The sequence below is a fragment of the Candidatus Eisenbacteria bacterium genome, assembly GCA_016867495.1.
In the GTDB taxonomy this organism is placed as follows: Bacteria; Eisenbacteria; RBG-16-71-46; order CAIMUX01; family VGJL01; genus VGJL01.
Genome location: VGJL01000068.1, coordinates 1 through 13,504, shown reverse-complemented (window position 1 = coordinate 13,504; position 13,504 = coordinate 1). Strand labels below are relative to the sequence as shown.

General features: G+C 68.8%; 11 protein-coding genes. All 11 read left to right on the top strand.

The window, feature by feature from the left end; genetic code table 11:
- A partial coding sequence (locus FJY88_07910; GenBank protein MBM3287257.1) for a PASTA domain-containing protein occupies positions 1-1,074 on the top strand: 1,074 nt, incomplete at its 5' end.
- Complete coding sequence (locus FJY88_07905) at positions 918-2,561, top strand: UDP-N-acetylmuramoyl-L-alanyl-D-glutamate--2,6-diaminopimelate ligase (GenBank protein ID MBM3287256.1); 1,644 nt, start codon at positions 918-920, stop codon at positions 2,559-2,561. The genes FJY88_07910 and FJY88_07905, both read left to right, overlap by 157 nt.
- Positions 2,558-3,949 carry a UDP-N-acetylmuramoyl-tripeptide--D-alanyl-D-alanine ligase gene (locus FJY88_07900; protein ID MBM3287255.1) on the top strand — a complete coding sequence of 464 codons (1,392 nt, stop codon included), beginning with the start codon at positions 2,558-2,560 and terminating at the stop codon, positions 3,947-3,949. Before FJY88_07905 ends, FJY88_07900 begins: the two co-directional genes overlap by 4 nt.
- Before the next feature lie 6 nt (positions 3,950-3,955).
- On the top strand, positions 3,956-5,041 hold the full coding sequence (locus FJY88_07895; GenBank protein MBM3287254.1) for a phospho-N-acetylmuramoyl-pentapeptide-transferase: 1,086 nt from the start codon (positions 3,956-3,958) through the stop codon (positions 5,039-5,041).
- Positions 5,038-6,441: a UDP-N-acetylmuramoyl-L-alanine--D-glutamate ligase gene (gene murD, locus FJY88_07890; protein ID MBM3287253.1), complete on the top strand. Its 1,404-nt coding sequence runs from the start codon at positions 5,038-5,040 to the stop codon at positions 6,439-6,441. The genes FJY88_07895 and murD overlap by 4 nt, the downstream gene beginning before the upstream one ends.
- Positions 6,438-7,580, top strand: a complete 1,143-nt coding sequence (locus FJY88_07885; protein MBM3287252.1) for a stage V sporulation protein E — start codon at positions 6,438-6,440, stop codon at positions 7,578-7,580. Before murD ends, FJY88_07885 begins: the two co-directional genes overlap by 4 nt.
- Positions 7,577-8,770, top strand: a complete 1,194-nt coding sequence (gene murG, locus FJY88_07880; protein MBM3287251.1) for an undecaprenyldiphospho-muramoylpentapeptide beta-N-acetylglucosaminyltransferase — start codon at positions 7,577-7,579, stop codon at positions 8,768-8,770. Before FJY88_07885 ends, murG begins: the two co-directional genes overlap by 4 nt.
- On the top strand, positions 8,748-10,211 hold the full coding sequence (locus FJY88_07875) for a UDP-N-acetylmuramate--L-alanine ligase (GenBank protein ID MBM3287250.1): 1,464 nt from the start codon (positions 8,748-8,750) through the stop codon (positions 10,209-10,211). The genes murG and FJY88_07875 overlap by 23 nt, the downstream gene beginning before the upstream one ends.
- Positions 10,025-11,056 carry an FtsQ-type POTRA domain-containing protein gene (locus FJY88_07870; GenBank protein ID MBM3287249.1) on the top strand — a complete coding sequence of 344 codons (1,032 nt, stop codon included), beginning with the start codon at positions 10,025-10,027 and terminating at the stop codon, positions 11,054-11,056. The genes FJY88_07875 and FJY88_07870 overlap by 187 nt, the downstream gene beginning before the upstream one ends.
- Before the next feature lie 4 nt (positions 11,057-11,060).
- The gene (ftsA, locus tag FJY88_07865; protein ID MBM3287248.1) at positions 11,061-12,287 is read left to right on the top strand and encodes a cell division protein FtsA; all 1,227 of its coding nucleotides are present in this window, start codon (positions 11,061-11,063) and stop codon (positions 12,285-12,287) included.
- Positions 12,142-13,504 (top strand): cell division protein FtsZ (gene ftsZ, locus FJY88_07860; GenBank protein ID MBM3287247.1); only part of this gene is annotated, 1,363 nt, incomplete at its 3' end. The genes ftsA and ftsZ, both read left to right, overlap by 146 nt.

Sequence of the window (13,504 nt, the reverse complement as noted above, 5' to 3'; positions counted from 1 at the left end):
GCGGGCGATCAGGAATTCTACCGGATGGAGCGCCTCCTCGGCTTCGGAGTCCCGACCGGCGTGGAGATCCCGGGAGAGGAACGGGGCAGGATCCCGGATCCCTCCACATGGTCGAGTCGCTCGCTGGTCACGCAGGCGTTCGGCCAGGAGATCTCCTGCACGGCCCTCCAGCTTGCAATGGCCTACGCGGCCGTGGCCAACGGCGGGTTGCTGATGAAGCCCTACCTGGTCCGAGAGATCCGGGAAGCGGACGGCGAGGTGCGAGAAAGACGGGAACCCGAGATCGTCCGCCGGGTGCTGACCGCCGAAACGGCCGCGACGCTTCGCTCGATGCTGAGGCGGGTCGTGACCGACGGAACCGGCAGCAAGGCGGAGGTCGAGGGGCTCTTCTCGGCGGGAAAGACCGGGACCGCGCAGAAGTATATCCGCCAGGAAGGGCTCTACAGCACCGAACGCTATGTCGCCTCCTTCGTCGGCTTCGCTCCCTACGACGCCCCGCGCTGGGTCTGCCTCGTCGTCATCGACGAGCCGCGTTCCTCGATCTGGGGAGGCTCGGTGGCGGCCCCTGTTTTCGCGAGGATCCTGGAGGATGTCGACCGGCTCGAGGCGCGCCCGATGGAGAAGGGGGGGGAGAAGCAGAACTGGGTGGCGGGAAAGGACGAGCCGGAGTCGACGGTCCCTCCGCTCGAGGGCCTGCCTCCGAGCCTTGGAAGGAAGGTCTTGAGAGAGGCGGGGCTGCTCCCGCATCTGGTCGGGCGGGGAGAGCGGATCGTCGACGTGTCGCCGAAGTCGGGAAGTCGGTGCAAGCCCGGGAAGGTCGTCACATTGATCCTCTCGGACGAGGACAGCCTGGGCGCGGGAAAGGGGGTTCCGAATCTGCTCGGGCTCTCGCTGCGCGATGCCTGCGTGAGGGCGAGGTGGCACCGCCTCGAGATCGATGCCCGCGGCTCCGGCTGGGTCATCGAGCAGTCTCCCGAGCCCGGCTCGACGACAGGGCCCGCCGGGCGTCTCGTCCTCTGGCTCTCGAGCGACTCCTGCCGCGCCTACGGGGCAGGAGTCCCGGAGGGGAATTGATCGCCTTCGAGGAAGTCCCCTCCATCCTGCGGGATCTCGTCAGCGGGCCGCTCCCGTCGCCCTGGCCCTCGGGCAAGGTCGAGAGGGTCGAGCAGGACAGCAGGCTCATCGCGCCCGGATCCCTCTACGTCGCGATTCGCGGGGGAAGGAGCGATGGCCGCAGCCACATCCCCGATGCCCTCTCCCGCGGCGCCTGCGCGATCGTGGGGGAGCCTCCCTACGACGGGATCGGAACCTACCTCCCGGTGAGCGACGCGCGCAAGGCGGTGGCCATCCTCTCGGCCCGGCACTTCGGCGATCCCTCGCACCTGATGCAGGTCGCGGGCTTCACGGGAACCAACGGGAAGACGACGGCGAGCTGGCTGCTCCAATCCGTGTGGGAAGCCTGCGGCGTTCCCGCCGCCGTCATCGGCACGCTCGGGATCGGACGGCCGGGCGCGCTTTGCTCCCCCAGCCACACGACGCCGGACGCGCCGCGGTTCCAGGGCGCGCTCCGGAGCCTGCTTGCCGAGGGATACGGAGCGGTCGCCGCCGAGATCTCGTCCCACGCCCTGGATCAGGATCGGATCTACGCCACGAGGTTCAGGGCGGTCGTCTTCACGAATCTGACGAGGGACCATCTCGACTACCACGGGACCGAGGCCGCGTACCTGAAGGCGAAGAGCAAGCTCTTCCATCCGGACGGGCGCGGGGACGCCTCGCCTGCGCTCGCCGTCGTGAACATGGACGATCCCGCCTTCGCGGATCTCGTCCGCGGGAGCGCCGACACCATCCTAGGCTACGGCAAATCGGAAGAGTGCTTCGTCCAGCTTCGCGAGATCGAGACATCGCCGTCCGGAACAGCCCTCCGCGTGCGCGGGCCCGAGGGGATCCGCGTTCTGCGAAGCCCCCTCGTCGGCCTGTACAACGGCTGGAACGTCCTCTGCGTCTACGCGACCGCCCTCGCCCTGGGGCTGCCGGCCGATGCCGTCGAGCGGGCGCTCGAGGCCTCGATCGCCGTGCCGGGAAGGATGGAGAGGATCGACCGGGGACAGCCTTTCCTTGTGGTGGTCGACTACGCGCACACTCCCGACGCGCTGGCCCGCGTCCTGGACGCGCTGCGTCCCCTGACCGATGGGAAGCTGATCGCGCTCTTCGGCTGCGGCGGCGATCGGGACCAAGGCAAGCGGAGGCAGATGGGCGCGATCGCCGCGCGGCGGGCGGATCGGATCGTCCTCACGAACGACAATCCGAGGAGCGAGGAGCCAGGCGAAATCCTGAGAGCGATCCGGGAAGGCGTGATCGCCGAGGGGAAGGAGCCCGACGCGCTGCTCCCCGATCGAGGGGAGGCGATCGAGGCCGCGATCCGGATGGCCGCAAGGGGCGACACCGTTCTGCTGGCCGGCAAGGGACACGAGGACTACCAGGAGTCGGCCGCAGGACGCCGCCCGTTCGACGATCGAGAGATGGCCAGGCGCGCCCTCGCCGCGGCCGGGTGGGTCCGATGACGGACCTCACGCTCGCCCGCGTGGCCTCCATGTGCGGCGGCCGCCTCGCGGGTGGACAGGTCCTCGACCGCGCCTTGCGGCCGGGGCAGGTCTCGATCGACACCAGGCGGCTCATGGAGGGCGAGATCTTCGTCGCGCTGCGAGGAGACCGCGACGGCCACGACTTCGTGAGCGACGCGGCGGCCAGAGGGGCAGGGGGGGCGATCGTGGAGGAGGGTCGTCCCCTCGGGCCCCTGCCGCGCGGATTCCCCCTCATCGTCGTGGACGACACGCTGCGCGCGATGCAGAGATGGGCCGCGGCCCACAGGAGATCGATGCCGGCGGTCGTGATCGCCGTGACCGGATCGAGCGGGAAGACGACGACCAAGGACCGCATCTCCGAGATCCTGTCCGATGCCGGATCGACGCACGCCACGCGCGGGAATCTCAACAACCAGATCGGCGTCCCCCTGACGATCCTGGGGATCGGCCCCGGAGACCGGTGGGCCGTGGTCGAGGTGGCGATGAACCACCCCGGCGAGATCGCCCCTCTGGCGAGGATCTCAGATCCCGATCATGTCGTGATCACGACGATCGGCTGGGCGCATATCGGGCCCTTCGGGACGCGCGAGGCGATTCTGTCGGAGAAGCTCGAGGCTGTGCGCGCGATGAGGCCCGGCGGAGTCTTCTTCCACGAGGCCGACCCCTGGCTGATCGAGCGGCTTCCCCGCGAGATCAAGGATCTCCCGAGAAGGACCTTCGGGATCGGCGAGGGGGCGGACTTCCGTCCCGATCTGGTCGAGTGGGACCTTGCGGAGACGCGTTTCCGGACTTCCTACACCGGCGATGTGCGCCTGCGCTGTCCAGGCAGGGGGGCGTTGCAGGCCGCTCTCGCCGCCTCGCTCCTCGCGCAGACGTTCGGCTTGGACGGCGGCGTCGTCCGCGCCTGTCTCGAGCGGGCGCGGCCGCGTCCATTGCGGATGGAGCCGCGGCCTCTCGGTCCGGCGACCGCCATCCTCGACTGCTACAACGCGAGCCCCGAATCGAGCGAGGCCGCGGTCGACTTCCTCTCCGCCCTCCGCCGGGGGGGCAGACGCTGGCTCGCCTTCGGCGAGATGCGGGAACTCGGCGACCGGACGGAGGAAGCGCATCGCAGGCTCGGAGAGAAGGCCGCCATGCTCGATGGCCTCTTCCTGCTGGGGGAGGGATGCCGGCCCCTCGCGGAGTCGTTTCTGCGGGCGAGCGGAGGCGCTCGACCGGCCCGCGTCTACGACACGGAGGAGGATCTCGCGGACGACCTGGCGGGGAGGCTTGAGCGGGGGGACGTCGTCTTGTTCAAAGGCTCGAGGATGACGGCGATGGAGAAGGCCTACGAGGCCTGCCTGACAAGGCTCGAACGCGAGGAGTGATCCGAGATGCTCTATGAACTTCTCTATCCGCTGCGCGATCTCTTCTCGGCCTTCAATGTCTTTCGCTACATCACATTCCGCGCCGCCTACGCCACGATCACCGCGCTCCTCCTGAGCTTCGTCGTGGGCCCGTACCTGATCGCCCGCTTGCGGCGGATGCGTCTCGAGCAGGTCATCCGGGAGGAAGGCCCGGCCGCCCACCACGGCAAGCGGGGAACGCCGACCATGGGCGGGATCCTGATCCTATCGGCCATCATCCTCCCGACCCTCCTGTGGGCCAATCTGAGGAGCGAGGCCGTGTGGATCATGCTCCTGGTCACCTTCGGCCTCGGCGTCCTCGGTTTCGTCGACGACTACCTGAGGGTCGTGCGCGGCCTCCCGAAGGGCCTCCTCGGCCGCTACAAGCTGGCCGGGCAGATCGTCGTCGGCGCCGTGGTCGGCCTGATCATTCTCGCGATCCAGCCCTACGGGGAGATGACGACGCGCACCGCGATCCCCTTCCTCAAGGAGCGCTACATCGAGCTGGGGCTCATCTACCTGCCGTTCGTGATCCTGGTCATCACGGCGACCTCGAACGCCGTCAACTTCGCCGACGGGCTCGACGGTCTCGCGACGGGCATGGTGATACCTCCGGCGATCTCGCTCGGGATCATCGCCTATGTCAGCGGCAACGCGGTCTTCGCCCGCTATCTCAACATCCCCTATCTCGAGGGTTGCGGAGAGCTCGCCGTCTACGCGGGCGCCTTCCTCGGGGCCTGCCTGGGCTTCCTCTGGTTCAACGCCCACCCTGCGCAGGTGTTCATGGGGGACACCGGATCGCTGGCCCTGGGGGGATCGCTCGGAGCCATGGCGATCCTGGTCAAGCGTGAGTTGCTGCTCGTCATCGTGGGGGGGCTCTTCGTCATCGAGACCCTGAGCGTCGTCGCCCAGGTCCTGAGCTACAAGTGGCGGGGCAAACGCGTCCTCAAGATGGCGCCGATCCACCACCACTTCGAGCTCGTCGGATGGCATGAGACGAAGGTCGTCGTCCGGTTCTGGATCATCTCGATCCTCCTCGCGTTTCTCACCCTCTCGACGATCAAGCTCCAGTGAGGATGACGATGGAGCGTGTCGCGGGAATCTATCGGGGCGAGAGGATCGGGATCCTCGGCATGGCCCGCTCCGGCCTCGCGGCGGCGCGCCTCTGCCTCAGCGAGGGGGCGCACCCGGTTTGCCTCGATCTGGCGGAGCCCAGGGGAGAGGAGGAGGCCTTGAGGGAACTGGCCCGGGCCGGGGCGCGCCTTCTCTGGGGAGAGCACCCCCTGGGGCTTCTCGACTCGCTCGACAGAATCGTCAAGAGCCCGGGCGTACCCGGGTCGATCCCGTTTCTCGCTCGGGCGCGCGAGCGGGGGATTCCGATCTGGAGCGAGATCGAGCTGGCCTCGCGTCTCGCCAGGGGGCCGATCCTCGCCATCACCGGGACCAACGGCAAGTCGACGACGACCGCGTGGGCCTCCGACCTGCTCAGCCGATGCGGCCGCGCGAACGAGCTCGTGGGGAACATCGGGCGCCCCCTCTCGGACGGCGTCCTGCGCGCGAGCGAGGGGGCATGTCTGGTCACGGAGATCTCGAGCTTCCAGCTCGAGGACATCGAGTCGTTCCGGCCGCGGGGGGCCGCCCTGCTGAATCTGACCGCCGATCACCTGGACCGCCACCATGACCTCTCCTCGTACCGCGAGGCGAAGATGGGGATCTTCCGCAACCAGGGACCGACGGATCACGCCGTCCTGGGCGAGGCGGAGGATCTCGCGCAGGAGGTGGCGCGCCGCTTCAGCCCTCGGATCCTGCGCTTCAGGATGGAGGATCGCGGGGAGGAGGGGACTTTCATCCGCGCCGGGCGGATCGGCGTCCGCTTCGACGCAACGGAGACGACTCTCTGCGGGGCCGACGAGCTATCGCTACCGGGGGCGCACAACCGCGCCAACGCCCTGGCGGCGCTCGCGCTCGTCGCCCCGCTCCCTCTTCCCTCCGAGGGGCTGGTGGCGTCTCTTCGCGGCTTCGCGGGTCTATCCCACAGGCTGGAGCGGGTCGGGCTCCAGGACGGAGTCCTCTACATCAACGACTCGAAGGCGACGAACACCGATTCCCTGACGACGGCGCTCCGGGCCTTTGAACAACCCTTGATCCTGATCGCCGGGGGACGTGGCAAGGGGCAGGACTTCGGCCCGATCTCCCCGCTCGTTCGCGGCAGGTGCAGGAAGGTCCTGCTGATCGGAGAGGCGGCCGAGGAGATCCGGTCCCGCTGGGGGGCGGATCTGTGCGAAATGGTCGGGGATCTGCGGGCGGCCCTTCTGCGCGCGCGCGCGATTGCGCGCCGGGGCGAGATCGTCCTGCTCTCGCCCGCGTGCGCGAGCTTCGACCAGTTTGCCAACTATGAGGAGAGGGGAGACCTGTTCCGCCGGCTCGTCGGCGAGTCGATCGGGGCCGTTCCTCCCGGGGGGTGTGGGGAATGAGAATTCTACCGTCTGTTGCGACCCGACCGGAGCGAGGGATCCTGACCTGTTGCCTGCTTCTCTGCTGCTTCGGCCTGGTGATGGTCTTCTCGTCGAGCGCGGTTCTCAGCGTGGCGGAGGGGAAGTCCCCGGCCTTCTACTTCGAGTCGCAGCTCTCCAAGCTGCTGGCGGGGCTCATCCTCCTCGCCTGTTTCTGGTCGCTCGACTACCAGTGGCTGAGGCGCAAGCCGGTCGCGTGGACTGCGCTCGGGGCCGGGATTCTCGGGCTGCTCTTGCTGGTCCTCGGCCTCGGAGTCGCGCACGGGGTGCGCGCGGCGCGCTGGCTCTCCGTCCAGGGAGTGACGATCCAGCCCTCCGAGTTCGCGCGCGTCGGCCTCGTCATCTTTCTCGCCTTCTATCTGTCGGGAAAGGAAGGGATCCTTCCTCCCGGCCGCCTCTTCGTCGTCCCGGCTCTCGCGACCTTCCTCGTCGCCGGCCTCGTCGCCCTGCAGCCAAACCTCTCCATGGCCCTCTTCATCCTTCTCCTCGCGGTGGGAGTGTTCTACGTCGGCGGTCTCTCGATCCGATGGCTCGGCCTCGCCACGGCTCCGCCCGCCCTTCTGGCCCTCCTCCTCATGCGCCCCTATCAGCGCGAACGCATCTTCGGTTTCCTCGGCCTCGCCGGCCGCGAGGTCGCCTACCAGGTCGACCAGAGCATCACGACGGTCGGCTCAGGAGGGATCCTCGGCTTGGGCCTCGGAAACGGGCTCCAGAAGTACTTTTTCTTGCCCTTTCCCCACACCGACTTCATTCTCGGCATCGTGGGAGAGGAGACGGGACTTCTGGGGATCACACTTCTCCTGTTGACCTACGGCGCGCTGATACTCTTCGGGATCGCGACGTCGCGCAGAGCGCCTGACCGCTTCGGCAGCCTCCTGGCGGCGGGTCTGACCTGGAACCTGGCGATCAATGTGCTGGTCCACGGCGCGGTGAATCTCGGGATGGGGCCTGTCACGGGCGTGCCGCTGCCGTTTCTGAGCTGCGGAGGGTCGTCGCTGATGGCGAATCTCCTTGCCGTCGGCATCCTCCTCTCCATCTCGAGACGCGCGGTGAGGGGAGCCGCGAGGGACTGGTCCACCGTGGGCGGCCATAGGCCATGAAGGTCCTCTTCGCCGGCGGCGGGACCGGAGGGCACCTGTTTCCAGCGCTCGCCGTCGCCGACTCGCTGCGCAGGGCGCACCCCGCGGCCGAGATCCTCTTCGTTGGCTCGATCACCGGCATCGAGGCCTCGCTGGTCCCGCAGGAGGGGTACGAGTTCCGCGGGTTCCCTGTCGTCGGGCTGCCGCGGCGCGTCGGCCCGCGCCAGATTCGCGCCTTGGTCGCCGCGGCGCGCTGCGTGCTGAAGACGAGGAGGCTCATCGGAGAGTGGAAGCCGGACGTCGTCTTCGCGACCGGCGGATTCGCGTCGGCGTCGGTGCTGGTCGCTTCCTGGATCGCGCGCGTCCCCGTCATCCTCCACGAGCAGAACTCGATTCCCGGTCTCACCAATCGAATCGCCAGCCGTTTCGCGCGGGAAGTCCACATCACCTTCAGCTCGTCGAGGAGGTTCTTTCCCAGGCGAGACCACCTCCGCCTGTCGGGAATCCCGCTCAGGGAAGGCGTGGCGGCGGGCAGCCGGAGTCGCGCTCTGCGCCTCTTCCGCCTCGACGAGGCCAGGAAGACCGTCTTCGTCTTTGGCGGGAGCCAGGGCGCGCATCACCTGAACGAGGCGATTCTGGACGCGATGGCCCTCTTCGCGGGCCGCAAGGACATCCAGTTCCTCCTCCAGTCGGGCCAGAAGGACTACGACTGGATGATCGAACGGTGCCGCAGGATTCCGATACGAACCTGGGTCCGTCCCTTCTTCCCGAACATGGGAGACGCCTACGCCCTGGCCGATCTCGTCGTTTGCCGCTCGGGAGCCTTGACCCTGGGGGAGCTGGCGGCTTCGGGGCGGCCCTCGATCCTGATCCCGTTCCCGCACGCCACCGCGAACCACCAGATGCACAACACGGAGCCTTTCGTCGCCGCGGGAGCGTCGATCCTGGTCCCTGATGCGGAACTGACGGGGGAGGTCCTGGCGGCCAAGATCGACGAGCTCATCAAGAACCCGCGAGGCCTGAGGGACATGTCGATCCATGCGATGCGGCTGGCCCGCCCGCAGGCGACCGACAGGCTCGTGCGCGCCATCCGCCGCGTCGCGGAGGGGACGGATGGGCCGCAGCAGGCGCCGTTGCCTGCCCCGGAGGCTCCCCGTAGGATGCCGCGCAGGAGCGCAAGAGGGGAGCATGTCGCCCGCCAAGGTTCGTAGGATCCACTTCGTCGGCATCGGCGGCACCGGCATGTGCGGCCTCGCCGAGGTCTGCCACAACCTCGGCTACAGCGTCGCCGGAAGCGACCTGGCCCGAGGGGAGGCGGTCGAAAGGCTCGAGCGCCTCGGCATCCGGGTGCAGATCGGGCATCGGGGCGAGCTCGTCGCGAATGCCGATCTGGTCGTCGTCTCCTCCGCCATCCGGCGATCGAATCCCGAGGTTCGCGAGGCGGTCCGCCTGCGCAAGCCGATGCTCAAGCGGGGCGAGATGCTCGCCGAGATCATGCGCCTGAAGACCGGAATCGCCGTTGCCGGAACGCACGGCAAGACGACGACAACCTCCCTGACCGGGCATCTCCTCGCCTCCGCCGGCCTCGACCCGACGGTCGTCGTCGGCGGGCGGATCCGGGCCGTGGGTTCCAATGCTCGGCTAGGGGGTGGGGACTTCCTGATCGCCGAGGCCGACGAGAGCGATGGGTCCTTTCTGGACCTGAACCCCACGATCGCGGTGGTAACGAACATCGACCGCGAGCACCTCGATCACTACCGGAGCCTGCCGGACATCCAGGAGGCCTTCTTCCGCTTCCTTCGCCGGGTCCCCTTCTATGGCGTCTCGATTGTCTGCGGCGACGATCCGAACGTGCTTGAAGTGATCAGGCGGGTTCCGAAGCGGTGCGTGACCTACGGATTCGGCGAGGAGAACCAGGTGGCCGCGCTCGATCCGCGGGCGGACGGATACAGGTCGCGCTTCCGCGTCCGGTACCTCGACGAGGGGATCGAGGAGGTCGAGCTCGCCCTCCCCGGCCGCCACAATGTCCTGAACGCCCTGGCGGCCTACGCCGTCGCCCGGGAGGTCGGGGTGGGGATCGCGACGATCCGGGAGAGCTTGGCGACCTTCGGCGGCGTGGGGCGGCGCCTCGAGATCCGATCCGAGGCCGGAGGCGTTCTCCACGTCGACGACTACGGGCACCACCCGACCGAGATCGCGGCCGTCCTCTCCACCGCCCGGGAGATCTGGGGCCGGAGGATCGTCACCCTCTTCCAGCCGCACAGGTATTCGAGGACCAGGGCGCTTCAGCAGGAGTTCGGCGCGGCGCTCGCCATGACCGATGTCCTGCTCCTCGGCGAGATCTACGCGGCGGGCGAGAGAGCCTTGCCGGGGGTCTCCTCCTCCCTTATCCTCGCCGCGATCCGGGGGCAGGCGCGCCACCCCGACATCCACATGGTCTCGAACGCCGACGATGCGGCGCGCGTGTGCGACGGTCTGCTGGAGCCTGGAGATATCCTCTTGACCCTCGGGGCAGGGGATGTCTATCGGTGGGGCGATCGAATCATGAGCGAAAGGGCGCGCCGCGCGGATGCGCGAGCGATGACAGGCGACAGGGCGGTCGCTCCATCGGGGGCGGCGGGATCCGGGCAGTCCCGGGGGGAAGAGGCGTGAGCGAGCTGGATCGGCGCTGGGCCGCCGTCGAGTGGCGTCGTGTGGTCGAGAGCAGGCCCAGACGCGAACGCCGACGCCGGTTGGCCCTTGCGACTCTCTTTCTCGCGATCGTCGCGATCCTCGGAGGAGCGATCCACGAGCGCGATCGCTGGTCCCGGTGGCACCCCTTCTCGATCCAGGCGATTGAAATCTCCGGCAATCGGGCAGTCTGCACGGCGGAGATCCTCGACATCGCCGGTGTGCGCGCCGGCGATCCCTGGTGGATCTGCCGGCCGGCGGAGATCCGCGCGCGCGTCGCGGAGTGTCCCCGCATCAAGACGCTCCGTCTAGGATACGGCTGGTTCCACAGGTTCCGGATCGCCGTGACCGAAAGGGAGCCGGCCGCGGCGCTGGTGGGGTTCGGGGACGGTCTGATCACCGCGGACGGGTATCTCATCGAAGGGGCCGGCGCGGCCGACACAGAGGACCTGCCGATCGTGCGCCCGATGCCGGGAGCGGTCCCGCGGGCCGGTTCGCAGGTGGATGCACAGACGGCGTCGATCGTCCGCCTCATCGAGACGATCCGCGAGCGCAGGCTCGATCTATGGCGCGAGATCTCCGAGATCGAGGTCACGAGCGACGGGGCGCGCGCCTATCTCAGGTCGCAGCCTGTGATGATCCTCTTCTTCCCGGGCGAGCACGAGGAGCTCTGGGACAACATCCCTCGCGTGCTCAGCGACCAGCGCAAGCGCGGCGCGACCGACCTCGTGCTGGACCTCCGTTTCGAGGGGCGCATCGTGGTGCGCACAGCGGGGGAGGCGCCCCAAGGCGGCGAGGAACCCGGCCCCAACCAGAGGCGGGCATAATCCCATGGGCGCGAAGAACACGATCGCCGGCCTCGACATCGGGACGACCAAAGTCTGCTGCATCGTGGGTGAACCGTTGCCGGAGGGGGGGATCAGGGTTCTCGGGCAGGCGGATGTTCCGTGCGAGGGGATGGACAGGGGCAATCTCGTCAGCCTGGAGGCGACCGTCGACGCGGTCTCGGCGGCGGTCGAGTCCGCCGGAAGGATGGCCGACCTCTCGATCCGGGATGTCTGGGTCGGGATTGCCGGAGATCATGTGCGCGGCATCAACAGCCGCGGCGTGATCGGAATCAGCCGCAGAGAGAAGGAGGTCGTCCGGGAAGACATCGACCGCGTCCTCGATGCCGCGCGGGCGGTCAAGATCCCGGCCGACCGGGAGATCCTCCATGCGATCCCCCGCGGCTTCGCCGTCGACGAGCAGCAGGGGATTCGCGATCCGGTCGGGATGTCCGGCGTCAGGCTGGAGGCCGAGGTGCACATCGTGACGGCGGCGACGGCACCCCTGCGGAATCTCCTGCGCGCGATCTCCAGGGCGGGTCTCGGAGTCCAGTCGCTGGTTCTGCAGCCGATCGCCGCTTCCCTGGCCGTCCTCGAGGATGACGAGCGGGGACTGGGCGTCGCGCTGGTCGACATGGGCGGCGGCACGAGCGACATCGTCATCTTCCAGTCGGGCGTGATTCGCCACACGGCGATCCTCGGCCTTGGCGGACGCCATCTGACGCAGGATATCGCGATCGGGCTTCGCACGCCGAGCGATCGGGCGGAGGAGCTGAAGGTCCGCCACGGATACGCGGTCTCCTCGCGAGTCCAGCCCGCCGAGATGGTGGAGGTGGCCGGCGTCGGCGGCCGCACGCCCCGCCAGATCAGCCGGCAGGTGCTCGCCGCGATCATCGAGCCGAGAGCCGAGGAGATCCTGACCCTGGTGCTCCACGAGCTGGAGCGCTGCGAGGCGACCGATCTGCTCGCGGCGGGGGTCGTCCTGACGGGAGGCACGGCCCTGCTCCCGGGACTCACGGAGCTCGCGGAGGCGACGCTGGGCATCCCGGCGCGAGTGGGGTATCCCCGTCCCGTGGAGGGTCTGCCGGATGGGGAGGGGCTGCCGCAGCACGCCGCGGCCCTGGGTCTGCTGTTCTATGCATCGGAGCTGGAGCGCGGGCGGGCAGGCGGGGGGAAGGGGATCCTTTCGATCTTCCGCCGTCCGATCCGCGATTGGGTGCGCGACTACCTTTGATGGGTCGCGTCGCCCGCGGGATATCGCCGAGGGCCCTGCGGAGAGGATCTGGGGCCAATCATCGAGCCCGGCGAGGCCGGGCGGCACGGAGGTAGGGATGCTGGATATGGAAGCCCGTGGCGCGGCCCCCGCGCGCATTGCCGTCATCGGCTTGGGAGGGGGCGGATCGAACGCGGTGAATCGGATGATCACCGAGGGGCTGCGCGACGTGACCTTCTGGGTGGCGAACACCGATTCCCAGGCTCTGGACAGCTCGGTCTGCCAGAACCGGCTGCAGCTCGGCTCGGCCCTCACGGGCGGGCTTGGAGCGGGGGGCGATCCCGAGGTCGGTCGCGCCGCGGCCGAGGAGGACCACCAGCAGCTCGCCGAGCTCCTCGAGGGATACGACATGGCCTTCATCACCGCGGGGATGGGCGGCGGGACCGGCACGGGGGCCGCCCCCGTTGTCGCGCGCATGGCGAGATCCCTGGGGTCGCTCACCGTCGCGATCGTGACCCGCCCCTTCCTCTTCGAGGGGACCCAGCGGGGACGCCGCGCGGAGGAGGGGCTTCGCCTTCTCGCGGAAGAGGTCGACACCTTGATCGTCATCCCCAACGACAAGCTCCTCCATCTGGTCGATCGCGCCGCGAATCTCCAGGCGGGTCTTCGAGTGGCGGACGAGGTGCTCTTTCAGGCCACGCGCGGGATCTCGGACATCATCACCGGCAACGGCCTCATCAATGTCGACTTCGCGGATGTTCGCACGGTGATGCAGAACAGAGGCGCCGCGCTTCTCGGCTGCGGCGCGGCCAGCGGCCCCAATCGAGCCATGGAAGCCGCGCAGGCGGCCATCTCGAGTCCGCTGCTCGACGAGCTCTCCATCGAGGGGGCGAGCTCGATTCTCGTCAATGTCGTCGGCGGGCCGGACATGGGGTTCCATGAGGTGACCGAGTCTGCGCAGTACATCTCGCAGCAAGCGGGGCGCGATTGCGACGTCTTCTGGGGCGCGGTGGTCGACCCGGGCATCACGAGCGAGATGCGCGTGACGCTCATCGCGACCGGATTCCAACGGGCGCCGGCGATTCGCAAGGTCGAGCGCGCGCCTGCCGCCGGCCGGTTCGAGGTTCCCTCTGCCCCGCCGCGCCCACAGCCGGTGCCGTTTCCGGCCGCCCATGAGGCGATCCCCCATGTTCCTGTGGGGGAGCCGATCCTGGCGGGGTCGTCGCCCCTTTCGAGGC

What these genes read in the sequence shown, in the direction of transcription:
- FJY88_07900 (MBM3287255.1), top strand. Translation starts at nt 2,558, where the DNA reads ATGACGGACCTCACGCTCGCCCGCGTGGCCTCCATGTGCGGCGGCCGC.
- FJY88_07895 (MBM3287254.1), top strand. Translation starts at nt 3,956, where the DNA reads ATGCTCTATGAACTTCTCTATCCGCTGCGCGATCTCTTCTCGGCCTTC.
- FJY88_07885 (MBM3287252.1), top strand. Translation starts at nt 6,438, where the DNA reads ATGAGAATTCTACCGTCTGTTGCGACCCGACCGGAGCGAGGGATCCTG.
- murG (MBM3287251.1), top strand. Translation starts at nt 7,577, where the DNA reads ATGAAGGTCCTCTTCGCCGGCGGCGGGACCGGAGGGCACCTGTTTCCA.
- FJY88_07875 (MBM3287250.1), top strand. Translation starts at nt 8,748, where the DNA reads ATGTCGCCCGCCAAGGTTCGTAGGATCCACTTCGTCGGCATCGGCGGC.
- ftsA (MBM3287248.1), top strand. Translation starts at nt 11,061, where the DNA reads ATGGGCGCGAAGAACACGATCGCCGGCCTCGACATCGGGACGACCAAA.